Below are 25,441 nucleotides of genomic sequence, written 5' to 3' on the forward strand. Positions count from 1 at the left end.
GTCATAACTTTAGGAGGTGTTTGAGATGGCCATAATCACGTTAGTCGGTGAAAAGCTCGCAAAACCTGGAGTTGAGTTTATATTCTATGGCCCGGCTGAGCCCTGTAAAACCTGCAAGCTGGCGGGGGTATGCGTTGGAAACCTTGAACCGGGCAGGAGGTACAAGATTCTGAGGGTCAGGAGCATGCCGTCGCACTCCTGTCCGTTGCACGAGGGCAAGGTTCGCGTCGTGGAAGTAGTCGAGCCGAGCATCGAGATAGCCGTAGACCCGAGGTTGGCCATAGTTGGCTCCATAATCCAGCTGAAGTTCGAGGAGTGCAGCGACCCCAAGAAGAGGGACCTCTTTAAGCCGGAGGGCCTCTTCGAGGGCGACCACGTGAAAATCATTGAGATAACGGGAGAAATCGAGTGCGACGGAAAGACCTACAAGATTGCAAAGGTAATGCGCAAGAAGGAGTGATTACTCTCCCGCGAAGGCTATCGTCTCCATTTTTTCGGTTTTTATTCTGTAGGCCCTTAGCCTTCCCTCAAGGAAAAGCCTTATCGCCTCAAGCGTCTTCTCCTTCTTAAAGAGCTCGTTTCTGGCATCTTCGACGCTCATCTCCCCAAAGCGCACCTTAAAACCGGGCCTCATCTGGGCAAGACGGTGCAGATGTGCACTCGTAACGACGCCAATCCTCGCGTAACCGCCGGTGGTTTGAGCGTCGCGCATCATCACGATTGGCTTTCCGTTGGGGGGAACTTGAACCGTCCCGGGGACGAGCGGGCCGGTGACTATCCCAGCCCCTTTCTCGGAATGTTCTATCGTCCTTCCGTCGAGGCGGTAGCCCATCCTGTCCGATTCCGGCGTTATTGTGTAGGCCTCGCTGAGGAACGTTCTCACGCCTTCCTCTGTGAAATGGCCCAAATCCAGGCCGAGAACGACGCCGACGGTTATCTCCTCCGCCGAGTAGTCCGGCCTCAGCTCCTCAGGAAGCCTGCGCCCCTCCCTGCCCGTCAGTATCGCGTAGCCAAGGTTCAGGACATCGCCAGCTTTCAGGGGCTTTCCAAGGCCTGCCTTAGCGTACGTTGAACAGCTCCCGAGGAGAGGCTCACACTTTATTCCTCCGGCGAAGGCTATGTAGCCATAAAGACCGCTCTTCACCACCCCTACTTCGAGAACGTCGCCCCTCTTTGCCCAGTAACTAGTCCAGGGATCAACTGGAGCCCCGTTGAGCTTCACATCGACGTCACCGGCAACGGCGAAGACCGCTGAAGCGTTGAACTTCAGCGTTGGCCCGGTCAGGAGGAACTCGAGGAGGGGTGCATTTCCGGGGTTCCCGACGAGGTAGTTAGCTATCCTCGCAGAATAATCATCCATGAAGCCGGAAATCGGAACACCGAGCTTTCTGTAGCCTGACCGTCCGGAGTCCTGAACCGTCAGCAAAGAGGGAACTCGGAGGAGTTCAATCATCGTTGAGGTTACCCCGTGTTGGGATTATATTTCCCAATATTTCAAATTTTTGCCCGTTATATGCAACAATTTTATTTTTCCCATTGGCTTTGGCGAATTTTAATGCTAGATATGAATATATGAGGGACGTTCCTATTCCAATTGAAACTGAGAAAAGTTGAAAATTTTGAAAAAACTGCCCACTTACCTCTTTAATTTTCATTGCCACTTCGTATAAACTTTGGGCCTCAATTTTCAGTATAGCACTGTCTCCTCCGGCTAGAATAATTGTGGAATTTGGAATCTGGTTTTTTATTTGGCTTGAGAAAATTGTGATTGCCGTTGTCACCTTATTACTGATTTCCTGCAATCTCTTTTCATCTTTGCTTAATATGGCTTGTTCTATTAGTTCTCCGATGTTATCTCCATCTATGGACACGTAGATACTCATTGTTTTTCACCTGCACTCGAGTCTATTGTCATCATGTACTCAGTTAGTTTTTTGCAAGTGAATACTCTCCTGAAAAATTCCAATGAGGCTTCGATAGCTATCCTAGCCTCGTTTTGGGATATTTTGTAATATCCAATTCTTGATTGGTGGGCAGGGATATGGCGATACTCCCACAATAATTCTAGTATCAGAGGAATCCCTCTAAGGGACTCTAAAACTTCATCTTTGATGTTGTTGTCCTTAAATGTTCTCTCACTTATTTTGAGTTTGCTTGTTATGCTTAGTCTTTTATACTCTTTTTTAATTTTTTCAAACTTTTCTTTATTTTTTAAAATTTCATCTTTTTTATCTTCCAAAAAATCATACAGAATCTCAATAGCTTTTTCTACCCATCTAACAGTTTCTAAAAGGCTTATCTCAAAATCACAATTATCCTGTGCTTCATCTGTACATTGTTCCTTTTTGGAGGAATATAGTATAATGCCCTCCCTAACTTTTGTATATGCATAGTCTAGAAAGGAAGAGTCTCTAATTTTGTCTTTTACGGGTTTAAATGTTTCTTCTAGCTCTGTCAGATAATAGAGAATTTCAAAATTCCCAATTCTTGAGAGTTCTGGTATCTTATCTAGTCTCTGAACAAGAACATACTCATAATTGTTCTCGCCATTTCTCTGTAATTGATATATGTTCTCAATTTCTAATATAGATGAGATTGCATATAATGCCGAAGAGTACTCTTTAGGCCCGTTTGTTATATCAACAAAAATATTTTCCTTGTTATACAGTTTAGTTGCCATTTCTACAATTAAGACTATCTTCTCTAATCCTTGCTGTTTATTCATTGTACTAATTATTGCCCGGGTTATAATTATGTTTTTATTTTTATTATTTAACAATCTTTCGCTTAACATTCTGTTTGTCTTGTCATAGCTATCCTCTGTGTCTATTATAAAAAGATGAGCAACAGTTTCTCCATCTTCATTATCTTTCTCTTTAGAAATTTTCGTTAATATTTTGTCAAGAACTGTCCCAAAAGTTTGCTCGTTAATATTTCCTAATGTTATTACTGCATATCTTGAAGTCATGCTCTCACCAAGTTTATTACATTGATTATACTGTTTAAATTTTTCTGTTAGATAAGCTCAAAAACTCCTCCTCATCAATCGGCACGAACTTTACCCTGTCGCCGGGCCTCAGGAGCGTTGGAGGATCTCTAGTAGGGTTGAAGAGCCTCAGCGGGGTTCTGCCTATGATACGCCAGCCTCCTGGGCTTTCGAGGGGGTAGATGCCGGTCTGCTTCCCCGCTATCCCGACCGAGCCTGCTGGAACCTTCAGTCTGGGCTTCTCAAGGCGGGGCGTCGCTATTCTCTCGTCCATCCCACCGAGATAGGCAAATCCCGGGAGAAAGCCGAGGAAGTAGACGCGGTAGATGGGCCTGGAGTGTATCTCGATGACCTCCTCCGGAGTCAGGCCGTTGTATTCCGCTACGAATTCCAAATCCGGGCCGTGCTCACCGCCGTAGAGAACCGGGATTTCGACGAGCCTTCCCTCGAACTTCTCAGCCGAGAACTCAATTCTTTCGATTGCTTGCCTAACCCCCTCAAAGTCGATGAGCTTGGCATCGTAGATTACCGCGAGGGAAGAGTAAGCGGGAACGACTTCGACGAGCCACTCAAAGCCCGCTTTCTCTATCGCCCCCGCGAGGGCGTGAACGCGGTCGTTGGTCTCTTCGTCAATGACCTCTCTGAAGGAGATGAGCAACGCCGAGTCTCCAAGGGGCTTGAAGTTCATGGTCTCACCCATTTACGCTCCCATTCCTTTCGAATCTTTTTAAGGTCAAAGTCCTCCGTAAATGCTCCAAACGCCGAGTTAAGGTCTCTCAGAAACTCTTCTATGTTTTCCTTTTTTGGAGCTTTCTTCTGAGTGTTCATCTCAGGAATTCCCCCATCGGCACTATCCTAACCCCCTCACGCTCAAGGGCTTCCCTGACCTGCCTCGCTATCTCAACGGCCTTCGGATTGTCGCCGTGGACGCAGATTGTATCTGCCCTGAGCTCAATCCACTCGCCGTTTATGGCCCTAACCCCGCCGTCCTTGACCATCGAGACCACGCGCTCCGCTATTTCTTCCTTATCATGGATAACCGCTCCGGGCTTCGAGCGCGGGACGAGGGTTCCGTCGGGGTTGTAGGCCCTGTCAGCGAAGACCTCGTGGGCAACTTTAACGCCCATCTCCTCCGCTATCTGGGCCGGTTTTGAGCCTGAGAGGGTTACAAAAATTAGCTTTTTATCGAAGTCAGCTATCCCCTCTATGACGGCCCTCGCGAGCTCTTCCTCTTTAACGAGGGCGTTGTAAAGTGCCCCGTGCGGTTTGACGTGCTGGAGTTCGAGGCCTTCAGCCCTCGTGAACGCGTAGAGCGCTCCAATCTGGTAGAGGACGTAGTTCCTTGCCTCCTCTGGCGTGAGCTTCATGTACCTCCTCCCGAAGCCCATCAAATCCGGATAACCCGGATGCGCGCCGACGGCAACTCCTTTCTCCTTCGCGAGCCTGACGGTCTTTCTCATGACAATCGGGTCGCCGGCGTGCCAGCCGGTAGCGACGTTGGCGCTCGTAATGTAGTTCATTACCTCCTCGTCAAGGCCCAACTTGTACCGCCCGAATCTCTCCCCAAGGTCGGAGTTCAAATCAACCCTCATGCTCCCACCGGTTTCATTTCGACGGAAATCTAAAAAAGCCTTTCCCGGAGCTTGAACCATGCAGGTAATAGACACCGCGATATTCATTCAGGGGATAGACGTCGAGGGCTTCACGACGCCGAAGGTCGTTGAAGAGGTCAAGGACCCGGAGTCGAGACTCTTCCTGGAGAGCCTGATAAGCGCGGGAAAGGTTAAGGTGCTCGTTCCATCAAAGGAGAGCGTTGAGGTGGTTATGGAAGCCGCAAGGAAAACGGGTGAGCTCAACGAGCTTAGCGAAGCTGATATTGAGGTTCTCGCCCTGGCTTATGAGCTCAAAGCTACCCTCCTCACCGACGACTACAACCTCCAGAACATTGCGAAAACCCTCGGGATTACCTTCAAGACCCTCAAGCGCGGAATTAAGCGCGTGATACGCTGGAACTACGTCTGCATCGGCTGTGGGAAGCGGTTTTCTGAGATGCCCCCCGAAGGGGTCTGCCCCGACTGCGGGAGCCCTGTGAGGTTGATCCCGAAGAGAAGGCGGAGAAAAAAGCGGAGAAAGAAAGGGCAAGATCAGGGATAGATGTCCACGACTATTCTGTCCGGGTTTGAGAGGACGAAGTCGTTGTATGGCAAATACGGACTGTTGAGCTCGACAACGATAAAAACTGTGTTTCCGCTCTGGGTGGCGTATATCAGCGGGGCAGTACCCGAGCCGGTGTATGTGTAGTACCATCCGTTGTAGCTCGCCCATCCAAGGTTCGCCAGCTGGGCGTTGTCCACCTGGATGACGAGGTGGTAGCCGCTGGAGTAATAGGTGTAGTAAACGTGGTAGCTGGCCTTCTCGCTAACGTCCAGGACGACCCTGAAGTAGCTTCCGTGGTCCGCGAACCTCACACCAGTTACCACTGGAACCGGGTCATGAACGGGAACTCCGAAGTACCTCTGGACGCCGTGGAGAATGGCGTAGGCATATTTCCACTGATAGGCCTCATCGCTTATTATGCTTGCATCATAGGAGTTCGTCACGAAGCCGGTCTCGATGAGTATGGCGGGCATCCTGGTGTATTTGATAACGTAGAAGCCAGCGCTCTTAACGCCCCTGTTCCTGAGGGGGATGAGTTTTGATATCTCCTCGTCAACGTACGTCGCTAGGGTCTTTCCCCTGCTGGAGGTGTAGTAGTGGTAGACCTCGAATCCGCTCGCCGAGCTCGGCCCGGCGTTGGCGTGTATACTGATGAAGATATCACAGTCGGCTGAGTTCGCTATCTGTACCCTTCCTGAGAGCGTGACGAAGTAGTCCCCGTTCCTTGTAAGGACTACCCTCGCACCGTCCCTTTCCAGGACTTGGGCAACTTTGAGAGCTATCGCCAGGTTCACGTCCTTCTCCACCACGTATCCGACTGCACCCGGGTCTTTTCCACCGTGGCCGGCATCGACGCAGATGGTGTACCCGCTTAGATTTGAGGCGCTGGCCTTCGTTGTTGGTATCCACATGAGGGCGCTAAGGAACAAAAATGCTACAAACAGTGCTCTAAATTTCATCATCCTCACCTCTATGCCATTGGTGAACTGTTATCCAAAAAAAGTCTATTATAAAGCTTGTGCGGATTATCCTGTGCAGTTAGGGCCTGAATAGGTTTGTACATGGTCTGAATGCGGTAGTTTCAAAGAAAAAGGAGTCAAAGCCTCAGGTAGGGAATCACCTCGTCGTAAACCTCGCTCCAGTCCACGACGCCGACCCTCTTTTCAACACCTTTCTCAATCAGCCCTAAAATCTCATTCACAACCTCTTCCGGCGTCTTTCCTGTAGTGTCGACCTCTATGACGTTCTCGTTCTCCTCAAGCGCTTCCACGAGGATTACATCGACCAGCTCGGCCTCGACGTTTTCTCCAATTTTCTCCCTCGAATAGCCCCTCTCGGTTAACCTCTCGCCGATTAGCCTCGGGTGCGCTCTAAGTACAACCACGAGGTCTGTGTTGAGGAAATGACTAAGATGCCCGTCAACGACGACGTCCTTCCCCTTGAAGTCTCGCTCGAAGTTGTAAGCTAACTCATCAACCTCGACTTCGAGCTCGTCCCCCTTCATCTCGCCGATGCCCTTCTCTATCGCATAGTCCCTTAAGCTAACGTACTCGTAGCCGAGCTTTTGAGCCAAAAGCTTTGAAACCGTTGTCTTTCCAGCCCCTGGCGTCCCGGTTACCGCGATTATCATGCCACCACCGCACTAACTTCACCCTAAGCTTTTAAAAACCCAGCCCGAGTTTCGAGCATGTACGAGTTCACCGAGGACTTCAAGCTTAGGCGAATCACAAAGTACGAGCTGGACGGCGTTGATGAGCGGGACGATTTGGTAGTTATCCCTCCGTCGAGCAGGGCCGGCCCGTGCGGGAGTTACTGCCTCTTCTGTTACCTCCGCCAGAATCCGCCCGAGATGATTTACCGCGTTTCCTTCCACGACACCCTGAACGACCCCGAGCTGGAGAAGAGAATCGCCTACGTGAGCGAGCACTACCCAGAACTGTGGATTCGGGTTACCGACACGGCTGGAAACGTCGGGCTGGACGAGAAGAGAATTGAGAGCCTCCAGAAAGCGGGCCTCGACGAGATGCAGATTTCCGTCCACACGACGAAGAAGGAGAGGCGAATCGCCCTCATGAGGAGCCCGCTAGCGGGGAGGCTGATAGACCTCCTCCCACTCGTCGCCGAGACATTCAGGGTCATAGCGGACATAATCCTGACGCCCGGCTACAACGTCGATGACATCGGCGAGATAATAGAAGATTTAGCCTCGATGGGTGTTGCCGAAGTCAGGCTCTTCCCCGTCGGGGTTACTCGATACAACAGGGACGTTAGACCTCTAACGAGGGACGAGTTAATCTTCGTTAAGGGGACTGCCCTCGACGTCGGGAGAGAGACTGGGATAAAGGTCGTAATTCCGCCCATCTTCAAGGCTTTGCTTGGGGAGTTTCGACTCGACCTTGGCCCCTTTGAAATCGAGCCCGAGATACCGACGTACATACTGACGGGCGAACTGGCCTATCCAGAACTCAGAAGAATCTTCCCGAGGATTCCAGTTGTGGCCGTCAAAAACGAGTTCTTCGGCGGGAACATAGGAACTGCCGGCCTGCTCACTGGCAGGGACGTGCTTAGAACCGTTAAAAACCTGCCTGAGGTTGACCTCGGTCTTATCCTGCTTCCCGAGCTGATGTTCTACGGCGATAAGACATTAGACGGCTTCACGCGAGAGGAGCTCGTTTCAAGAATCCTCGTGGAGAAGGGCTACATCGTCGAGAGCGCCCTCGAGCCGGTCGAGATACCGCGCGTTCTTGAGAAGGTTGGGGCAGTTTAACGCCCCGGACCGGCTCGGCGCTCATAGGGTATATCATCGCCTTCGCTCATCCCGTCTTGGATTCCTCACGGCCGGCCCGGGACGGCGTCAGGGCCAGTCCTCGTCATCACAGCGTTCGGTGCAATTCGCTGTCATCATCCGCGTTTCAACCTTGAAGGTAGTAGGATATAAGCTTTCTCAGCTCAATGTTCCGGTTCAGGGGAAGCCTTAAGAAGCGCCTCAACTGGTTGTTCTCCGCTATCAGGCCAGAGAGCTCGATTGCAAGGATTTTGTTGTCCTCGCTCAGTCCGTAGGCCTTGTATCGGAGCGGAGCGTATTCCTTTTCAAGCTTCCAGACCCTCTTTTCAAGCTCTTCTGCCTTTCTCTCGAGCTCTTCAAGCTCTCCCTTCGACTCCCCGAACTCCCCTATAAGGGCGATTTCAGCGACCCTCTCAGGGGGGACGCCGTATCGCTCCGCGAGCTTCTCAATCTCGACCCATAGAGCCTCGTCGAGCTCGATTTCAACCTTTCCAAAGCCTCTATCTGGTTTGATTGTGAGCTTCATTCTAATCACCCACAAGCGACTTCATAACCTTCAGGAACTCCTCTGCGAGTTTTAGAGCCTCTTCTGCCTCATCAGCTCTCGGCTCATAGACGATGTCGTACTGGTCTTCGTGCCTCAGCTCTCTCATTCTGTCAAGCAGTTCCACCCATGTCCCGTCCAGTTTTCCGCTTTTGACGTAGAACTCCTCAATGTAGCGGGCTATGCAGTAGTGGCTCTTCTCCCTCCAGCCGTCCCTGAAGAGCAACGCCCTTGCGCCGTGAAACATCGCCATGTACGACGCAACCAGCGACGTTCTGTACGAGCCGAACCTGATGTTTCGTCTGGCTTCTTCGAGCCACTCCTCAGCTCGCTTTAAGCTCAGTAGGGCCTTCTCTTGTGTCTTGTGAGGGTATAACCTTTCTCAGCAGGTTCCTTTGAAGGCACGTCTCGAATCCGTTCAAGGCTTTCACCCCAGATTATCATGGAGCCGTAGGCGAGGGAGTAATAAAAAACTGGGTCGTTCTCACGGAGCGCTTTGACTCTCTTCGGCGTTAGAACGAGCAGGTCAACTTCCCTTCCAGTTACTGTTTCTATCTTCCTCCGCAACGAGGCTGTTCTCAGTATGCTCGGCTTTTCCACAAGAATCCAGACGTCGAGGTCGCTTTTGTCGGTGTTCTCCCCCCTCGCAAAGCTTCCGTGTATCCCTAGGGCCAGAATCCAGTCCTCCCTCAAAGGCTCAAGCTTCTCCGAGAGCACGACGAAGTTCAAAAACCGCTTTAACTCGCGCGTTTTTGGCGTCAGGTGGATTACAAACCTCCTCCCCCTCTTCTCCGCTATTCCGTACCGGGTAAGGAGATTCAGCGTTTTCGAAACGAGTCCCTTGCTCAACCTCGTTGCCCTGGCGGTTTCCTCGACGCCGACGGCTTTTCTCTCCAGGACATAGGTCAGAATTCTGACCCGCTCCGGCGTTGAAATGAGCTCGAACATGTTACCAACTCTCGTTCATGATTTATGAACTTTTTGTTCACGCTCCGTGAACGAGTCGTCCACTATTCCTGAACTTCTCTTCTCATCAAGCCTTTTCCTGAGCTCCTCGTTCTCCTTTCTCAGCTTATCGCGCTCCGCCATCATTAGCTCCTTGTCTCTCAGGGCATTCTCGTAGAACTCCCTCAGCTCGTCGAGCTGGTTCTCCATTTCGTGGAGCTTCTCCTCGAGCTTCCCAATCTTCTCCCGAAGGAACTCCTCCCTCTCGGCCCTGAGGGTTTCCTCGACTTTAGGCAGGTTTTCCGCGATTAAGGCTTTGATATCCTTTCCCCTCAGGGATTTGAACTTCTCGCGGGGAAGGACAATCACAACATCGCTCATCTCTTCCTCCTCTCCATCTCGGTCTTCCTGTCATAGCAGAGGATGTAAAAGGCCAGAAGCCCCTTCCACTTTCCGTAGGGCTCTATGATTTCCCTAACGTCCCTTTCTCTGACTTCTTTCGACCTTTTGCCGAAAATCTTCGCTATCCCCCTTCTCAGGCCCAGGTCCCCCGCTGGATAGACGTTCTTCCTCAGGCCGTAGGCCAAAAACAGCTCCGCCGTCCACTTCCCTATCCCGCGGAACTTCGTGAGGTATTTGATGGCCTCATCAATGTCCCAGTCCCAGAGTTCGAGGTTCAGCTCGCCCTTCAGATAAAGCTCTGTGAGGGACTTTATGTAGCCCGCCCTGTAGCCGAGCCTGGCCTTCTTCAGCTCCTCCAGGCCTAGGGAGGCAATCTTCCCGGCGGTGGGAAAGGCGTAAAGCTCGCCAACGGGTTCTCCGGCGAGTTTGACGAGATTTGCTATTGTCCGCTGGGCGAAGTCGAAGTTCACCTGCTGCTGGGCTATCACCTCGACGAGGGCCTGGTAGGGGCTCGGCGATGCGGGCATCGTTAGGCCGTAGAACTCCTCCACAAGGAACGAGAAGGGTGAGTCGCTTATCTCGGCGTAGAAGGACTCCAAATCCGTGTCAAGGCCGAGAACGAAGGTTACCTTTTCCTTCGCTTCCTTCCTTTCCTTCCTTCCCCAGTCCTCGGGAAAGTGGAAGTCCCCGTCGTAGGCGACCACTCCGGCCTTCCCATTGCTAAGCCTCAGCGCCTGATAAAAGGCGCCGTCCCTGAAGGCCCAGGTGCCGTTGCGTATCATTTCCCTTGCGGTTTTTTCAACGCTAACCATCGGTCGAGCCTTATGGGGTTGCGCCTTATATCCCTTAGGGTCAGAACCCACAGTCGCTTTCCGTCGGAGGAGCGCCTTATCTCGATTTCCCCGTTCTCCTCGAGGAAGAGCATTACCTCCTTGACGTGGTCGGGCCTCAGTCCGAGCTCTCGGACGGTTTCCCAGAAGGGCTCCCTGTGGGAATGCCTCGCGAGTTCCATTACAAGCTTTTTCGCAAGTTCCCTTTTCTTATCCCCCTTCGCGAGACGGTAACTCCTGTAGGTTTCGGCGAGCATGGTTCACCTTGGTGCCGGGCATATAAATGGCTTTCCTAACTCTCGTCTGCAGGCAAAAGTTTTAAACGTTTAAGTGGTATCTCCTTTGATGAGAGCTATGAAGCGCGCCTTGCTCGTAATGCTCTTCGTTTCGATGCTGCTGGTTCCATTTGTATCTGCTGACAAGAAGGTGGTTTACGTTGGTAAGATAGAGGGCACGATAACGCAGTACACCGCAGACCAGTTCGCGAGCTACATAAAGACCGCCGAGGAAAACAACGCAGAGGCGCTGATTATAGAGCTCAACACGCCAGGCGGCCAGGGTGACGCGATGATGAGCATCGTTTCTCTCATCCAGAACTCGACCGTCCCCGTGATAATCTACGTTTACCCGAGGGGAGCGATAGCGGCCTCCGCCGGGACGTACATCGCAATGAGCTCTCATTTGATAGCAATGGCCCCCGCAACCAGCATAGGAGCCTGCGAGCCGATACTCGGCTACGCTTCCAACGGGAGTATAATCCGCGCTCCCGACAAGATTCGGAATTTCTACACTGCCTATATGCGCTCTCTGGCAGAGGAGAGCGGTAGAAACGTCTCCGCCGCGGAGAAGTTTGTGCTGGAAGACCTGAGCTTAACCCCTGAGGAGGCCCTGGAGGCCCATGTGATTGAGGTCATAGCAAACGATGTCCCCGACCTGCTCAGGAAGGCCAACGGCATGCGGACTAAGGTTCCGGTTGCTGGAAAAGGCTACGTCACGCTTAATTTCACGAACGTTGAAGTAAGAGAGCTTAATCCATCGCTTAGCTACCGCATAGTCACGTTCCTCGCGAACCCCGCTGTGTCGTACCTCCTCTTCGTGGTCGGGATGCTCGGCCTCGTCTTCGGCTTCTTAACACCCGGCTGGCACGTTCCAGAAACGCTCGGCGCAATTCTGCTCGTCCTCGGCGTCATTGGAATGGGATACTTTGGCTACAACGAAGCCGGCCTCGTACTGGTAATCTTGGGTATGATTTTTTTCATCGCGGAAGCGCTGACACCGACGTTCGGGCTCTTTACAGTTGCGGGACTCGTCAGCTTTATCCTTGGTGGTCTAATACTCTTCGGTAAAGGTGGTGGGGGGGTTTACCTTGTGAGCGCTTCAACTTTTGAGACCCTCAGGGTGGCAATAATCGTTACAGGAATCCTGCTGGCGTTGTTCTTCCTCTTCGGAATGGCGGCGGTAGTTAGAGCCCATCGCAGAAAGCCCGAAACTGGCAGGGAAGAATTGATAGGGGAAGTCGGTAAGGTCATCGAGGACCTCAATCCAGAGGGCGTAATCAAAGTTCGCGGAGAGCTCTGGAAGGCCGTATCCAAGGATGGTTCAACGATTAAAGTTGGAGAAAGGGTTAGGATTCTTGAGGTTCGGGGTTTGACTCTCATAGTTGAAAAGGTTAGGGGTGATAGCTGATGGCGATTGGGACCATCGTTTTGGGAATCGTTTTGCTTTTTGTTTTGATTATACTAGCAAGTGCCATAAAAATCGTCAAGGAGTACGAGAGGGCCGTCATATTCCGTCTCGGTAGGGTCGTCGGTGCCAGGGGGCCGGGACTGTTCTTCATTATCCCGATTTTTGAGAAGGCAGTCATAGTTGACCTCCGTACAAGGGTTCTCGACGTTCCCGTTCAGGAGACCATAACCAAGGACAACGTTCCGGTCAGGGTCAATGCGGTCGTCTACTTCCGCGTCGTTGACCCGATTAAGGCAGTCACCCAGGTCAGCAACTACATAATGGCCACCAGCCAGATTGCTCAGACGACGCTGAGGAGCGTCATTGGACAGGCTCACCTCGACGAACTGCTGAGCGAGAGGGAGAAGCTCAACCTCCAGCTCCAGAAGATTATCGACGAGGCGACCGACCCATGGGGCATCAAGGTGACCACCGTTGAGATAAAAGACGTTGAACTGCCCGCGGGAATGCAGAGGGCCATGGCCAAGCAGGCTGAGGCCGAGAGGGAGAGGAGGGCGAGGATTCTCCTTGCTGAAGCCGAGAGGCAGGCCGCGGAGAAGCTCCGCGAGGCGGCCGAGATTATCAGCGAGCACCCGATGGCCCTTCAGCTCAGGACGCTCCAGACGATAAGCGATGTTGCCAGCGACAAGAGCAACGTCATAGTTCTGCCGCTCCCGATGGAGATGCTGAAGCTGTTCCAGGCAGTTGGAGATGCCGCGAGGGCATACACCGCTAAGACGAAGGAAGAGAAGGAAGAGAAAGCCGAATGAACATTTCTGGCGATTACTTCTTTTTATTTTGACCGCAAAAGCTAAAAGCACTTCTCCATAAGCGATAATCGCAGTGCACCATAGGCCTTAAATTAGTACATGCCTATCATGATTTTACCGGAGGTGTCGGCTTTGGAAGGGCGTTCAATAGTTTTTGCATCCGGAAAGGGTGGAACCGGTAAAACTACAACTGTCGCAAACCTGGGTGTTGCTTTAGCCCAGTTCGGCAAGGAAGTGATTCTCCTCGACGCTGACCTGACCATGGCAAACCTTAGCCTCGTCCTTGGAATGGAGGACATACCAATCACGCTCCACGACGTTCTCGCGAGGGAGGCTGACCTTAAGGACGCAATCTACGAGGGACCGGCCGGAGTCAAGGTAATCCCCGGTGGACTCAGCCTTGAAAAGGTCAAGAAGGCCAAGCCAGAGAGGCTCAGGGAGCTCATGAGGGAAATCGGCCAGATGGCGGACTTCGTCCTCATTGACGCGCCAGCGGGACTTGAGATGACCTCTGTTACCGCGCTCCTCATCGGTAAGGAGCTCATCATAGTTACCAACCCGGAAATCTCCGCCATAACTGACTCGCTCAAGACCAAGCTCATCGCTGAGAAGCTTGGAACCCTTCCGCTCGGCGTCGTTCTCAACAGGGTCACCAACGAGAAGACCGAACTCAGCAAGGAGGAAATAGAGGCCATCCTCGAGGTTCCGGTTCTTGCGATGATTCCTGAGGACCCGGAGGTAAAGCGTGCCTCCGCCTACGGTGTCCCTCTCGTCATCAAAAACCCCACCAGTCCTGCTGCCATAGCAATCAAACAGCTCGCCGCCAAGCTCGCCGGAATAAAGTGGCAGCCGCCCGAGCCGGAGAGCCCGATTAAGAGGGTCTTCAAAGCCATATTCGGAGGGAAGAAGTGATGGCGGAGGTCATTCTCTACGGGCTGGTCATAATCCTCTTCATTCTGGTCATAATACTGGCAATCCTCTACGTTTCAGCGAAGAACAACCCGTACTACGTCGTTTACGACGAGGAGACCAAGACTGCCCTCAAGAGACGTGTCATGAGCCTCAAAGAGGAACTTGAGGGTGAGCTGGAGCAGTTTGACGTTGACGACTGGGAGAGGGCCCTCGAAGAGTCAATAGACGAGGAAGTCAGGAACCTGTGAGCTTCTTTTACCCTCTGTTATTAAACTTTTCTAGGCCGTTAAATTTTAAAACCTCCGTTGTACTTCCTATTCTGGGGGTGGGGGGCGATGAGGACCAAGTTAGGGTACGAAGACAAACTCGTGGAGATATACGAAAACGAAGTTGTGGTCTTCGATGGAAAGCTCTACACCGCCCCCCTTGAGGAGGTCATTAAACACTACCTGTCCGGTTCAGGAGTTCTGCCCCCTGCCATCAGGGATGTGGCCAACGACGTCATTAGACTGCTTCTGAGAACCGGTGAGCTCGAGACGATTATCCAGTCAAAGGTTCAGTACGGTGAGAGCCTTTCGGATTGATTCTACAAGTCTCTGACTATTAGGATTTTTCATATCACCACCTTTTGGCGCGCTCTTCTCGAAAACATTTAAGTAAGCTTTGACAGAGAAGATAAATTCACAGGGGGTGAAAGAATGAGGGCAAAGGTCAGGATTCTCGACTTCTACAGCGGCAGGTACTCGGTCCTCATAAACGAGGAGGACGCCAAGGAGGCCAAGCTCCACCCGGATGACCTCGTGAAGCTCGAAGCCGGGAAGAAGACGGTCTATGGAAGCGTCGTCATAAGCAACCTCGTGGAAAGGGGAGAAGTTGGAGTTAGCAGGGACGTCCTTGAGCTCCACAGCTTCTCCGAAGGGGAAACCGTTGCAGTTATTCCAGCCGGAACCCCGGAGAGCGTCCGCTACATAAAGAAGAAGATGAACGGCTCAAAGCTCAGGAAGGTTGAGATTGAGGCTATAATCAGGGACATCGTTGACAGGAAGCTCAGGGACATTGAGATAAGTGCGTTCGTGACTTCACTCGAGATAAACGGCCTCGACATGGACGAGATTGCCGCCCTGACAATAGCGATGGCCGAAACCGGTGATATGCTCGACATAGACAGGAAGCCTATAATGGACGTCCACAGCATCGGCGGTGTCCCTGGCAACAAGACCAACATCCTCGTCGTTCCGATTGTAGCCGCCGCAGGTTTAACAATTCCGAAGACCAGCTCGAGGGCAATAACCAGCGCCGCCGGAACGGCCGATGTTGTCGAGGTGTTCGCCAACGTGAGCTTCTCCCTTGATGAAATCAAGAGGATAGTTGAGAAGGTCGGCGCGTGCCTCGTCTGGGGAGGGGCTTTAAACCTCGCTCCCGCCGACGACATCACAATTAAGGCCGAGCGCGCGCTCAGCATTGACCCAACTGGGCTCATGCTCGCGAGCATAATGTCCAAGAAGTACGCCATGGGAAGCCAGTACGTTCTCATTGACATTCCAACCGGAAAGGGCGTCAAGGTCGAGACCGTCGAGCAGGCGAGGGCCCTCGCGAGGGACTTCATAGAGCTCGGCAAGAGGCTCGGCCAGTACGTCGAGGTCGCGATAACCTACGGTGGCCAGCCGATTGGACACACCGTCGGTCCGGCGCTCGAAGCCAGAGAAGCCCTCTCGGCTCTGATGACTGGCAAGGGGCCGGGAAGCCTCATCGAGAAGGCGACCGGGCTGGCAGGAATACTGCTTGAGATGGGGGGAGTTGCTCCCGCTGGAATGGGCAAGAAGATGGCGAGGGAAATCCTTGAAAGCGGGAAGGCGTGGGAGAAGATGAAGGAAATCATCGAGGCCCAGGGAGGAGACCCCAACATCAAGCCCGAGGAGATTCCGATAGGCGACAAGACCTACACCTTCACCGCCCCAACGAGCGGCTACGTCACCGCGATAGACAACAGGGCGATAACTGCCATTGCGAGGGCCGCTGGAGCTCCTGAGGACAAGGGTGCCGGCCTGGAGCTCTACGTCAAGGTCGGTGAGAAGGTCAAAGAAGGGGACCCGCTCTTCACGATTCACGCCGAGCACGAGGCGAGGCTCGACCAGGCGATAGTTCTAGCCAGGAGAACTGAGCCGATAAGAATAGAGGGAATGGTCCTCCAGCGAATCGGAAACATCTGAGCCTTTCATTCTTTCAGCTTTTCAAGTTCTTTTCTGAACTCCTCCCTACTCATGCAGGGCCCGTTCCTCTTCAGCCTGACTGCGGCAATCTTGTAGTTGCCCTTTCCGACGAACCTGCAGACCTTTTCCGGCTCGTCCACCAGCTTGGCAACCGCGTAGGTGATTCCGTTCCTCTCAACGTAGTCTATAACCGTGTCCTGGAAGCCGGTGAAGATTACGACGCATTTCCTGTTCGGGTTGAAGGGCTTCAAATCCTCGTCTATGGGTGGCAGTCTCTTGACGACGCACTCGTTCGGGAAATCGTGGGCCTTTACGCGCCTTATCAGTTCGGGCATCTCCCCGGTTTCTTCGAAGCGTTCGAGCTCCTCTCTCGAAATCTCGACGGGCCTCATTGAGTAGCAGAGAAACTCCTCGTCGTGAAACATCATGTAGGTTCCGTCCTTCAGGAACATGAAGGCTATCCTCTCCCTCGGAAGGTCGAAGACGTAGCCTGACCTGCTCTTCTTGACCTCGTACATTTTCCTCACCGGGTCAACTCTACAGGTGTCATTTATAACCCTTGCTGGTCATTTTTGTTTAACTTTCTCCACAACGTGTATTCCTTCGATTCTTGTCACAGGATACTGACCGTTCTCGTCCTTCTCAACGGCTTTCACCATGTCCCATATCGTGAGTAACGCGACGGTCACGCCGGTTAAGGCCTCCATCTCGACGCCGGTCTTGTAATAGGCGCGAACCTCGCAGGTGGCCTCGATGTAATCTTCTCCGAACTCGAAGGTTATGTCAACGCCGGTCAGAGGTATCGGGTGGCAGAGGGGAATTAACTCGGGCGTCTTCTTAACCGCTAAAATCCCTGCAATCTGGGCCGTTGCTATCACGTTGCCCTTCTTGGTCTTTCCGGCCTTGATGAGCTCTATCGTCTCGGGCCTGAGCTTAATCCTACCCTTCGCAACGGCCTTTCGAAAAACAACGTCCTTGTGGCCGACCTCAACCATCTTGACGCCCTTCTCATCAACGTGTGTCAGCTCCATAAGACCACCACCCTTCATTCGAGCTAGAATATAAAAAGCGTGCCCCCGATGTGAACTTCCGGTGCGGTCAGTGTGTGTTTGGGTGGGCCTAACAAAATCCTTAAAAATCTCGTCTTGATTTTGAATTGGGGCGAGACTACCCCGAGGTGTTGCCATGTCAACCACGGCCATAATGGTGGACAACTTAATTAAAAGTTATGGTAACTTCCGGGCCGTTGACGGTGTCTCGTTCGAAGTCAAGGAGGGGGAAGTCTTTGGGTTTCTCGGGCCAAACGGTGCCGGAAAGACAACAACAATACTGAGCATACTGGGCATAGTCGTTCCAGACTCCGGTAGAATTGAGGTGTTAGGCTATGATACGGCCGTTGAACCCCTCAAGGCCAAAGAAAAGCTCGGCTATCTTCCTGAAAGTGCGACGATTTATGGCGAGCTGACGGCATGGAAGAACCTTGAGTTCTTCGCCAGCTTTTACAAAATCCCCCGCCTGGAAATGGAGAGAAGAATCACCGAGCTCCTCAAGCGTGTTGGCCTTTGGGAGGCTCGCCACAGGAAGGCCAAAACCTTCTCAAAGGGAATGCGCCAGAGGCTCCTCTTAGCCCAGGCCCTGATAAACGACCCCGAGCTCTTAATATTTGATGAGCCGACGAGCGGTCTCGACCCCGAGGGAGCAATTCTTGTAAAGGAGATAATTCGGGAATACCAGCGCGAGGGAAAGACGGTTTTCTTCTCAAGTCATGTTCTCAGTGAGGTTGAGGAACTCAGCGATAGGGTCGGCATAATCGTTAGGGGCAAGCTCAGGGCCGTTGGGAAGCTTGATGAAGTTAAAAGGAAGTTCATGGAGATGGAGGGCTATGTAATAAAGGTAGAAACCGACGGTCCGATTCCCGAGCTCAAACTCCCGGGGGTTGTTTCCATCGAGCGTCCCTCCGAAAACAGCGCCGTGGTTGTTGCGAGAAGTGACATAAGGGCGGAACTTTCGCGGTATCTGTGCTCGAAGGGGCTGGCGGTGGTTTCGCTGACCATGGAGGAGCCCAGCCTTGAGGACGTCTTCCTGAAGACCGTTTACGGGGGTGAATAAGTTGAAAAGGTTTGCTATCCTTTTGATTGTGTTGCTGTCCTCTCTTGCCCTGGCAAATCCGCACGTTACCGTTTATCAGGGCAGAATTTCCATCGGTGAAAAACTCGCCGTCGGCAACTACACAGTCTTTCCAACTCTCGCGTCCAACGGAAGCCCGTACGTTATGGTGCTTAGGGGAGAGGAAGTTGTTGCGCTCGCACCAGCCACATTTGGCAGAACGATATCCCTTAAGGGGCTCGAGGTCACCGTTGGTAGTTACTTTGACAACTCCGTGTTTCTGATAGTTTCCGCCGAGGGGAGAAAAGTCCTAACCGTGCCTGCCAAGGTTGGAACTGAGTTTTCGCTCTCGGGGAGGGTATTCTCGATACTGAACGTCACCGATGAATATCTCGTTCTGTCCTGCGGCGATGTGTTTCGTGTTCCTGCCAACGGAACGGCCCAGTTCGACGGACTGCTCTTTCTCTACGCTAACTCAAGTCTCGAGGTTTACACCGGGCCCGAGGTCAGGATTCCCGAGACAGAGGACTACTCGGTTTTCGTTCCTTATGACTCAATAACTGTTAGCGGCCCCGTTGATGTCCCAATCACGATTACAAGCCTCTCCAAGGATACCATCAGGGTGCCCCTTAGAATCGTTTCAACGCCTGCCGGCTGGGATGCCAGCTTCCGTGAGAGCGGTCTCATCGTTGGCTCGGTGATTCTTCCTCCCGAGGGTTCCACCACCGTTGTTCTCCACGTTGAGCCGTCTGGAAGCGGTAGTGTGGTTTTTGAAGTTGGCAACGAGACCTTTGTTTTGAACGTGCAGAGCCTTGGTGTCTCCATAAACTTTCCGTATTCGGGAATCGAAGTTGAGGCTGGTACAAACGTAACAGTGCCCCTGACGTTTACGGGCTACGGCGGCGTTAACCTTTCCGTGAGCGCTCCTCCGGGATGGGATGCCTACGTGGTTTCCGGTAACTACCGGATAACTTCCTTTAATGTTGAGGGCAACCTGGGGGCTACCCTGGTCATTTCAGTTCCAAGAAACGCCACTCTCGGCGACCACGGGGTTGAGGTCATCGTCAATGGGAAGCCGTACGACCTTACAGTGACCGTTTACAAAACATACCTCGGAATGCCCGGAACACTGATAGTCAAGCTGGTTGATAATGCAGGCTCCCCTGTGGATGGCTGGATTTGGGTTGGTGGGAAGAACGTTTCCGGGCCGTTGGCGGAGTTCCGGCTAAAGCCTGGAGTGCATGAGGTCAGGGCAGGTGGCAATGCTTTCAACGCGATTTTTAGAAACGTAACAGTCCTAGACGGTGAAACAAAAACCATAACACTCCGGCTTGAGAGAAAGCCTTACTACTTTGAAGTGACCCTCGGTAGGAGTTCCCTCACGGTTTCCACTGACCAGCCCGGAGTAATCCCCCTCACCATAACGAACCTAGGCTCCAAGAAGGACACATACCGCGTTTCCCTTTCGGGTCTGCCCCAAGGATGGGACTACTCCCTGAGCCTCGATTCGGCTGGCCAAGACACCGTTAAGGAAATTTCCCTGGCACCGGGAGAATCAAAAACGGTTTACCTCATACTCTACCCATATTTCTCCACGGGTCATGGTTCTCTTAGGCTAACTCTCACCGTTTCGGGTCATTCAATGGAGCGCGAGTATCCAATTGACGTGGCAGTGTCCAGCAACGCCCAGCTTGACGTCATCCCCGACCGGGATACCTTGGTTCTCAGACCCGGAAGTAGTGGCTCAATAAGGCTTAACCTTGATGTCTCCGGCGTTTTGACCAACGTGAAAATCACCGTCAGAGGACCAAGCGGCTGGAAACTCGACGTTAGTCCCGACCACTTTTCAAGGCTTGGAAGTTCCGGGAGCGTTATGATATCAACTTCAATACCCGTGTACGTCACCGTTTCAGTACCCTCCTCAGCACCCGCCGGCACTTACACACTTGTAGTGGAGATAACCAGCGACCAGCTCAGGTCGAAGTCGATGCTCACCGTTCGCGTTGAGAGGGGCTCCGGAAGTACGTATCTTGGCGTCCTTGTGCTCGTCGTGGTCTTTGGAGCGGTCGTTCTGATGATGAGGAGGGTTGGGAGAAGATGAACCCCTCATGGAACGTGGCCAAAAAGGAGCTCTACATTGCCGTTAGAACCAAGAGGTTCCTGATAGTGATGGCCATTTATTTTCTTCTCTTCGGTTTCATCGCCTATTCAACAAAGTCGGAGCTCATGGACATGGGCTCGGCGAGAGTTGGTTCAGTGGGACTGTGGGACATGTGGGCCGTCAGAGGAGACGTCTATTACACCCCATTTACGCTTATGTTCCTCCTGAACATGAGCCTCCTCACAATCGTAGGGGCGGTTCTCGGCGTCTCCCTCGGGGCGGACGCGATAAACAGGGAAGTCGAGGAGGGAACCGCCAAGGTGCTCTTCGGACATCCCATTTACAGGGACGAGGTTATAAACGGCAAGTTCCTGGGCTTTGCCGTCCTCGTGCTGTCTACAAGTTTCCTGACTTTCCTCCTCACAGTCGGCTTAATACTCCTCTTGGGATTGCCCCTGACGATGGATTCATTCATCAGAGGACTCCTGGGAATGCTTGTAACTGCACTTTACACCCTTGTCTACCTTTCCTTTGGCCTGTTCCTGTCAACGCTCTTCAAGAAACCTGAAAACTCCCTTATAGTGGGCCTTCTCCTGGCGATATTCGTTCCGATATTTTACAACCTCATTGCGGGAGCTATTGTGGATAAGATAGTCGGCCCCGAGCCCTACTGGGATTCACCGGCTTACAACACGTGGGAGGAGAGCAGAAACGCGTGGATTCTGCGGTTCAACATGCTCAATCCAACGCACCACTACGTTCAGCTTGTAGTTTACATCTTCGGGGGCGACGAGTTTACGAACTACTACACCCCGCTCGGAGATGCTCTCTCCTACGGCTTCAACAACCTTGCACTCCTGCTGGTAATGCTTCTCCTTCCCTTCGCGTTCTCCTACGTGAGGTTCCTGACGAGGGACCTCAACTGATACATTTTTGGAGGGTGACATGCTATAGAGAAACAGAAGGGAAAAGTGCAAGATTGAAGGGAAAACACACGCAGTCAGCCCTTCGCGACGCCCATCGGGCGCATCCTCGCGACGAGCTTTGCTATGCCAGCCTGGTGGACGACGTTGACAACGTTATCGACGCTCTTGTAGGCTCCGGGGGCCTCCTCTGCGACGACTCTGAGAGAAGCCGCGCGGACGTAGATTCCCCTCTGGAGGAGCTCGTTCCTTAGTTTATCACCGCGGTACTGCCTCGTTGCGGCCTTCCTGCTGAGCAACCTTCCGGCGCCGTGACAGCTCGAACCGAAGGTCTCTCTCATCGAGCCCTCGGCTCCCGCTAAAACGTAGCTCGCCGTTCCCATCGAGCCGGGAATGAGAACGGGCTGGCCGACGTCGCGGTAGGCCCTCGGCACGTCCGGGTGGCCTGCAGGGAAGGCCCTCGTCGCTCCCTTCCTGTGGACGACGACCTTAACTTTCCTCCCGTCGACCTCGTGCTCTTCCACCTTGGCTATGTTGTGGGCGACGTCGTAGACGATGTGCATCTCCATGTCCTCTGCCTTGCGCTTGAAGACCTCCTCAAAGCTCTCCCTGACCCAGTGGGTTATCATCTGCCTGTTGGCCCAGGCGAAGTTTGCGGCCGCCTTCATCGCGCTGAAGTACCTCTGCCCTTCTTCACTCTGGAATGGAACGCTGACCAGCTCGCGGTCTGGCCAGGGGATTCCGTACTTCCTGTTGGCCTTCTCCATTATCCTGAGGTAGTCGCTCGCCACCTGGTGGCCGAGACCGCGCGAACCGGTGTGAACCATCACCACGACCTGCCCTTCGAAGAGGCCGTACGCCTTGGCTATCTCCTCATCGAATATCTTATCGACGACCTGGACCTCGAGGAAGTGGTTTCCTGAGCCGAGGGAGCCGAGCTGTGGCGCTCCCCTCTGCTTCGCCCTCTGGCTGACGGCATTCGGGTCGGCCCCTTCCATCCTTCCGCCTTCCTCAAGGTGCTCCAAATCCTCCTTCCAGCCGTAGCCGTTGTCAACAGCCCACTTGGCGCCGTCCGCTAAGACGTCGTCGAGCTGGGTCCAGTGGAGCCTCACACGTCCCTTGCTTCCAAGTCCGCTCGGGACGTTTTTGAAGAGCGTGTCAACGAGCTCCTTGATGCGTGGTCTGACTTCTTTCTCCGTTAAATTCGTTCTAATCAGTCTGACGCCGCAATTCACATCGTATCCGACGCCTCCGGGGCTTATTACACCTTCCTTCACGTCAAAAGCTGCTACACCACCGATTGGGAAGCCGTAGCCCTGATGTCCGTCGGGCATCACTATAGAGTACTTGTAGATGCCCGGGAGCATGGCGACGTTGGCGGCCTGCTCCAGAGTCCTGTCCTGACGCATCTTCTCGATGAGCTGGTCGTCAGCGTAAACCCTGCCCGGAACGCGCATTCTCTTGTCGAACTTGGGAATCTCCCAGCGGATTTTGTCAATTCTCTTCAGCGGAACCATCATCTCACCCCCTTCTTAGGTGGGCCTAAAATTATTTTAAGCTTTCGAGGAACGGAAATGTTACTCAATCCTTAACCTCCTCTCCTTCGGGACGTAGTTGAGCAACCTCCCGTTCTTGGCCTTGGCCGAGCCGAGGTAGTAGGAGCGCCATTTGAGGAGCACCCAGCCGTCTGGCACGTCAACTTCCACGCTCTCCCCGGCCAGGTAGCGCCTCGCCCTCTCGTCGTCCAGCTCGACGACGTTCTTCGTTGCCTTTGGTCCAACGAGGAAGGCACCTTCAATCGTCAGCCTTATTCCGTCGCTCTCTATCCTGCCGAAGTAGACTCCCCTCCTGCCGGTGTCGCTTATCTTGAGTTCACAGGGCTTGTAGGCGTAGACCTTCTTGTGGTTGCCCCTTATCTCGTAGATTAGGTCAGGCGCATAGCCGTAGTTCTCCATGAGGAGCCTCTTGACGAGCTCGGCATCGCTGGTCTTGCCAATCTCGTTTCTGGGATTTCCCTTCTCATCACTCATTTTCATCACCCGGCTTGACTATCTTCGCTATGAAGAACGCCTCGGTGTCGTTGTCGTTCGGATGTATGCGCAGAGCCTTTTTCAGCTCGTCAGAGTAGGTCTTCCCCTCCCACTCAAGGATGGGCTCGCTCGTCTTCACGGGCAGGTCTATCTTTTCAAGCCTCGCGTCGGTCTTCCTCAGGAGGTAGTCAACGACCTCCTCGTTCTCCAGCGGGTCTATGGTACAGGTTGAGTAAACCATAACTCCACCCGGCTTGAGCGCTCTGTAACCCGCGAGGATGAGCCTCTTCTGAATGTTCATGTACTTGACGACGGCCTTCTCACGCCACTCCCTCAGGAAGTGCCAGCTCTTTCGTATCATTCCGACCGAGGAGCACGGTGCATCCAATAGAACCCTGTTGAAGGTATTCTCGAAGCGCGCGAATTTGGCCCCGTCCCTCGTCGTTACCCTCGCTATCAGGACCCCCATCCTGTTGAGGTTCGCTATCAGGACGTTGGCCCTGTCCCTGTTGGGGTCGTTTGCTATTATACAGCCTTCGTTCTCCATGTACTGGGCTATTTGTCCTGTCTTCGAGCCCGGCGCGGCGGCCATATCCAAAACCAGCTCCCCCGGCCTCGGCTCAAGCACAACTGGCGGAATCATCGAGCTCGCTTCCTGCCCGAAGATTAAGCCGAGGCCGTGCTCCGGAACCCTTGCGAGGTTGTCAACGTCGATGAAGAACCCCTCCCTGACCCAAGGAATGGGCTCAAGCTCGAACTCCTCTTTGAGTCTCTCAACCACAACCTCCAGCGGGGCCTTGAGGGTGTTCACCCTGATGCTCTGCCTGAGTGGCCTAACTATGAACTCCCAGAACTCGTCCGAATCGTCGAGCTTTGAGTAGCGCTCGTAAAATGCAGGATTGGTTTCCCTAATCACGTCCCTCGCGCTCATCCAATCACCTCACAGGTCGGGAACGAACTGCGCCATCCAGCGCCCGTCCGGCAGTTTCTCAATCCTCATATCGTGGTAGGTTATTGCCTTGACTTCCTCCTTCGGCTCGTGCTTCTCGTAGTCGAGAACCTCACCACAGGCCTTCGCTTTGAGGCGGTAGCCGTTCTCCCTCTTCTCTATCCTGACTCTGACGTCGCCGAAGACCAGCCCCTCCATGTCGTGGAGCACGAGGAGCTCTTCAAGGAAGCTGTACAGGAGAGCCTCTAAGTCCTCTTCCTCCACCTCAACCTCGCGACATTCCCTCGGCTCGACCTTCCTCACATCCACCATCACATCGAAGAGGCCCAGCGCTACCGCCTCGAAGGCCTCCTCCAGAGTTGAGCCGTAACCGCGAACGCCTATATCAGCGGTGTGCTCGTAGTGCTCCCAGGTTCTCATGTCGTCTCCCCCCAGCCCATAATTCTTCTCTCCCTCACTTCTCGCATCTCCCGTAACACTTCTAAATAACAGGTTCAAAGTCCGGATTAGTGTCCCCTCGTTGTTCTCCACCCAATACTCTTCCCGTTGCTTAATAAACCCAACCATCGAAACCGTTAATTAGACCGCTGTCGAAACGAAGGTGGTGGTGGTATGAGGGAGATAACGCCGAAGAGAATCCGCGAGATGAAGGGGAAGGAGAACATCACGATGGTGACGGCCTACGATTACCCCTCGGCGCTCCTGGCAGATAAAGCGGGAATTGACATCGTTTTCGTCGGCGATTCTCTCGGAATGGTCGTTTACGGCGATAACAATACTCTCAACGTGACGATGGAGCAGATGGTCTTCCACACGCGGGCAGTGGCAAAAGCCGTTAAGAGAGCCCTGGTTCTAGCGGACATGCCGTTTTCGAGCTACGAGGTGAGCGTCGAGGAGGGCGTTAAGAACGCCGTGATGCTGATTCAGGCGGGAGCGGATGCGGTGAAGATTGAAGGTGGAGCAGACCACGAGAAGCTCGTCAGGAAGCTCGTGAGGATGGGAATTCCTGTTATGGGACACACTGGACTAACCCCCCAGCGCTATCTAAGGCTCGGTGGCTACAGAA

The 25,441-nt window shown here is 53.2% G+C and carries 32 protein-coding genes; 13 read left to right on the forward strand and 19 right to left on the reverse strand.

Going from position 1 to position 25,441, the window contains the following annotated elements:
• The first annotated feature begins 25 nt into the window (after positions 1-25).
• Complete coding sequence (locus MVO87_RS08955) at positions 26-460, forward strand: UPF0179 family protein (RefSeq protein ID WP_297514802.1); 435 nt, start codon at positions 26-28, stop codon at positions 458-460.
• Here MVO87_RS08955 and MVO87_RS08960 read toward each other — a convergent pair whose 3' ends face one another.
• From MVO87_RS08960 to MVO87_RS08980, 5 genes are all read right to left on the reverse strand, one after another.
• Positions 461-1,453, reverse strand: coding sequence for a 5-oxoprolinase subunit C family protein (locus MVO87_RS08960; RefSeq protein ID WP_297514799.1), 993 nt, complete (start codon positions 1,451-1,453; stop codon positions 461-463).
• A complete protein-coding gene (locus MVO87_RS08965) occupies positions 1,446-1,883 on the reverse strand; it encodes a mCpol domain-containing protein (protein WP_297514795.1) in 438 nt (145 codons plus the stop codon). Before MVO87_RS08965 ends, MVO87_RS08960 begins: the two co-directional genes overlap by 8 nt.
• A complete protein-coding gene (locus tag MVO87_RS08970) occupies positions 1,880-2,968 on the reverse strand; it encodes a hypothetical protein (protein WP_297514792.1) in 1,089 nt (362 codons plus the stop codon). Before MVO87_RS08970 ends, MVO87_RS08965 begins: the two co-directional genes overlap by 4 nt.
• A 34-nt stretch (positions 2,969-3,002) precedes the next feature.
• The gene (pxpB, locus tag MVO87_RS08975; protein ID WP_524540279.1) at positions 3,003-3,674 is read right to left on the reverse strand and encodes a 5-oxoprolinase subunit PxpB; all 672 of its coding nucleotides are present in this window, start codon (positions 3,672-3,674) and stop codon (positions 3,003-3,005) included.
• A 136-nt stretch (positions 3,675-3,810) separates the two neighbouring features.
• Positions 3,811-4,578: a LamB/YcsF family protein gene (locus MVO87_RS08980; RefSeq protein WP_297514786.1), complete on the reverse strand. Its 768-nt coding sequence runs from the start codon at positions 4,576-4,578 to the stop codon at positions 3,811-3,813.
• Positions 4,579-4,636: 58 nt separating this feature from the next.
• Between MVO87_RS08980 and MVO87_RS08985 the strand changes: the two genes are divergently transcribed.
• Positions 4,637-5,140, forward strand: coding sequence for a type II toxin-antitoxin system VapC family toxin (locus tag MVO87_RS08985; protein WP_297552932.1), 504 nt, complete (start codon positions 4,637-4,639; stop codon positions 5,138-5,140).
• On the opposite strand, the gene MVO87_RS08990 is transcribed toward MVO87_RS08985, so the two are convergent.
• Positions 5,131-6,102 carry an N-acetylmuramoyl-L-alanine amidase gene (locus MVO87_RS08990; RefSeq protein WP_297512684.1) on the reverse strand — a complete coding sequence of 324 codons (972 nt, stop codon included), beginning with the start codon at positions 6,100-6,102 and terminating at the stop codon, positions 5,131-5,133. The genes MVO87_RS08985 and MVO87_RS08990 overlap by 10 nt on opposite strands.
• A 137-nt stretch (positions 6,103-6,239) precedes the next feature.
• Positions 6,240-6,773, reverse strand: coding sequence for an adenylate kinase family protein (locus MVO87_RS08995; protein ID WP_297512686.1), 534 nt, complete (start codon positions 6,771-6,773; stop codon positions 6,240-6,242).
• A gap of 57 nt (positions 6,774-6,830) precedes the next feature.
• Between MVO87_RS08995 and MVO87_RS09000 the strand changes: the two genes are divergently transcribed.
• Positions 6,831-7,910 carry a DUF512 domain-containing protein gene (locus tag MVO87_RS09000; protein ID WP_297552934.1) on the forward strand — a complete coding sequence of 360 codons (1,080 nt, stop codon included), beginning with the start codon at positions 6,831-6,833 and terminating at the stop codon, positions 7,908-7,910.
• 145 nt (positions 7,911-8,055) lie between these two features.
• Here MVO87_RS09000 and MVO87_RS09005 read toward each other — a convergent pair whose 3' ends face one another.
• From MVO87_RS09005 to MVO87_RS09030, 6 genes are read right to left on the reverse strand one after another with little or no spacing between them, the layout of a single operon-like run.
• Positions 8,056-8,454 carry a hypothetical protein gene (locus MVO87_RS09005; protein ID WP_297513401.1) on the reverse strand — a complete coding sequence of 133 codons (399 nt, stop codon included), beginning with the start codon at positions 8,452-8,454 and terminating at the stop codon, positions 8,056-8,058.
• A gap of 1 nt (position 8,455) precedes the next feature.
• On the reverse strand, positions 8,456-8,815 hold the full coding sequence (locus MVO87_RS09010) for a HEPN domain-containing protein (RefSeq protein WP_297513405.1): 360 nt from the start codon (positions 8,813-8,815) through the stop codon (positions 8,456-8,458).
• Positions 8,812-9,420: a nucleotidyltransferase domain-containing protein gene (locus MVO87_RS09015; RefSeq protein ID WP_297552936.1), complete on the reverse strand. Its 609-nt coding sequence runs from the start codon at positions 9,418-9,420 to the stop codon at positions 8,812-8,814. Before MVO87_RS09015 ends, MVO87_RS09010 begins: the two co-directional genes overlap by 4 nt.
• Before the next feature lie 15 nt (positions 9,421-9,435).
• Positions 9,436-9,798, reverse strand: a complete 363-nt coding sequence (locus tag MVO87_RS09020) for a coiled-coil domain-containing protein (protein WP_297552938.1) — start codon at positions 9,796-9,798, stop codon at positions 9,436-9,438.
• Complete coding sequence (locus tag MVO87_RS09025) at positions 9,795-10,631, reverse strand: DNA-3-methyladenine glycosylase family protein (protein ID WP_297512740.1); 837 nt, start codon at positions 10,629-10,631, stop codon at positions 9,795-9,797. Before MVO87_RS09025 ends, MVO87_RS09020 begins: the two co-directional genes overlap by 4 nt.
• Complete coding sequence (locus tag MVO87_RS09030) at positions 10,598-10,906, reverse strand: hypothetical protein (RefSeq protein WP_297512738.1); 309 nt, start codon at positions 10,904-10,906, stop codon at positions 10,598-10,600. The genes MVO87_RS09025 and MVO87_RS09030 overlap by 34 nt, the downstream gene beginning before the upstream one ends.
• A gap of 88 nt (positions 10,907-10,994) precedes the next feature.
• Between MVO87_RS09030 and MVO87_RS09035 the strand changes: the two genes are divergently transcribed.
• The 6 genes from MVO87_RS09035 (at position 10,995) to MVO87_RS09060 (ending at position 16,266) form a co-directional block, all read left to right on the forward strand.
• Complete coding sequence (locus MVO87_RS09035) at positions 10,995-12,335, forward strand: NfeD family protein (protein ID WP_297512736.1); 1,341 nt, start codon at positions 10,995-10,997, stop codon at positions 12,333-12,335.
• Positions 12,335-13,144: a slipin family protein gene (locus tag MVO87_RS09040; protein ID WP_297512734.1), complete on the forward strand. Its 810-nt coding sequence runs from the start codon at positions 12,335-12,337 to the stop codon at positions 13,142-13,144. The genes MVO87_RS09035 and MVO87_RS09040 overlap by 1 nt, the downstream gene beginning before the upstream one ends.
• A 132-nt stretch (positions 13,145-13,276) precedes the next feature.
• Entirely contained in the window at positions 13,277-14,056 is a 780-nt protein-coding gene (gene minD / locus MVO87_RS09045) for a cell division ATPase MinD (RefSeq protein ID WP_099211617.1), read from the forward strand.
• Positions 14,056-14,304 (forward strand): hypothetical protein, encoded by a 249-nt coding sequence (locus MVO87_RS09050; protein WP_297512731.1) that lies wholly within the window; start codon positions 14,056-14,058, stop codon positions 14,302-14,304. The genes minD and MVO87_RS09050 overlap by 1 nt, the downstream gene beginning before the upstream one ends.
• Positions 14,305-14,391: 87 nt before the next feature.
• The gene (locus tag MVO87_RS09055) at positions 14,392-14,640 is read left to right on the forward strand and encodes a hypothetical protein (protein ID WP_297512729.1); all 249 of its coding nucleotides are present in this window, start codon (positions 14,392-14,394) and stop codon (positions 14,638-14,640) included.
• A 114-nt stretch (positions 14,641-14,754) separates the two neighbouring features.
• The gene (locus MVO87_RS09060) at positions 14,755-16,266 is read left to right on the forward strand and encodes an AMP phosphorylase (RefSeq protein ID WP_297512727.1); all 1,512 of its coding nucleotides are present in this window, start codon (positions 14,755-14,757) and stop codon (positions 16,264-16,266) included.
• A gap of 5 nt (positions 16,267-16,271) precedes the next feature.
• Here the strand turns inward: MVO87_RS09060 and MVO87_RS09065 are convergent, their stop codons facing one another.
• Both MVO87_RS09065 and moaC read right to left on the reverse strand, forming a co-directional pair.
• Positions 16,272-16,784, reverse strand: a complete 513-nt coding sequence (locus MVO87_RS09065) for a hypothetical protein (protein ID WP_297512745.1) — start codon at positions 16,782-16,784, stop codon at positions 16,272-16,274.
• Positions 16,785-16,832: 48 nt separating this feature from the next.
• Positions 16,833-17,297 (reverse strand): cyclic pyranopterin monophosphate synthase MoaC, encoded by a 465-nt coding sequence (moaC, locus tag MVO87_RS09070; RefSeq protein ID WP_245599273.1) that lies wholly within the window; start codon positions 17,295-17,297, stop codon positions 16,833-16,835.
• Positions 17,298-17,451: 154 nt separating this feature from the next.
• On the opposite strand from moaC, the gene MVO87_RS09075 reads away from it, so the two are divergent.
• Genes MVO87_RS09075 through MVO87_RS09085 form a run of 3 tightly spaced genes read left to right on the forward strand, consistent with a single transcriptional unit; the run spans position 17,452 to position 21,399 of the window.
• Entirely contained in the window at positions 17,452-18,375 is a 924-nt protein-coding gene (locus MVO87_RS09075; RefSeq protein ID WP_297512724.1) for an ABC transporter ATP-binding protein, read from the forward strand.
• Position 18,376: 1 nt separating this feature from the next.
• Positions 18,377-20,473 (forward strand): COG1470 family protein, encoded by a 2,097-nt coding sequence (locus tag MVO87_RS09080; protein ID WP_297512722.1) that lies wholly within the window; start codon positions 18,377-18,379, stop codon positions 20,471-20,473.
• On the forward strand, positions 20,470-21,399 hold the full coding sequence (locus tag MVO87_RS09085) for an ABC transporter permease (RefSeq protein ID WP_297512720.1): 930 nt from the start codon (positions 20,470-20,472) through the stop codon (positions 21,397-21,399). The genes MVO87_RS09080 and MVO87_RS09085 overlap by 4 nt, the downstream gene beginning before the upstream one ends.
• Before the next feature lie 74 nt (positions 21,400-21,473).
• On the opposite strand, the gene MVO87_RS09090 is transcribed toward MVO87_RS09085, so the two are convergent.
• Genes MVO87_RS09090 through MVO87_RS09105 form a run of 4 tightly spaced genes read right to left on the reverse strand, consistent with a single transcriptional unit; the run spans position 21,474 to position 24,795 of the window.
• Entirely contained in the window at positions 21,474-22,916 is a 1,443-nt protein-coding gene (locus MVO87_RS09090; protein WP_524540277.1) for an RtcB family protein, read from the reverse strand.
• A gap of 57 nt (positions 22,917-22,973) precedes the next feature.
• Positions 22,974-23,426, reverse strand: a complete 453-nt coding sequence (locus tag MVO87_RS09095; RefSeq protein ID WP_297512716.1) for a methyltransferase RsmF C-terminal domain-like protein — start codon at positions 23,424-23,426, stop codon at positions 22,974-22,976.
• Positions 23,419-24,357, reverse strand: a complete 939-nt coding sequence (locus MVO87_RS09100; protein ID WP_297552940.1) for a tRNA (cytosine(49)-C(5))-methyltransferase — start codon at positions 24,355-24,357, stop codon at positions 23,419-23,421. The genes MVO87_RS09095 and MVO87_RS09100 overlap by 8 nt, the downstream gene beginning before the upstream one ends.
• A gap of 9 nt (positions 24,358-24,366) precedes the next feature.
• A complete protein-coding gene (locus tag MVO87_RS09105; RefSeq protein ID WP_297552942.1) occupies positions 24,367-24,795 on the reverse strand; it encodes an archease in 429 nt (142 codons plus the stop codon).
• Positions 24,796-24,987: 192 nt separating this feature from the next.
• On the opposite strand from MVO87_RS09105, the gene MVO87_RS09110 reads away from it, so the two are divergent.
• Positions 24,988-25,441: 3-methyl-2-oxobutanoate hydroxymethyltransferase (locus MVO87_RS09110; RefSeq protein WP_297552944.1), on the forward strand; the 454-nt coding region annotated here is incomplete at its 3' end.

This window comes from Thermococcus sp., from assembly GCF_027063845.1.
GTDB lineage: Archaea > Methanobacteriota_B > Thermococci > Thermococcales > Thermococcaceae > Thermococcus.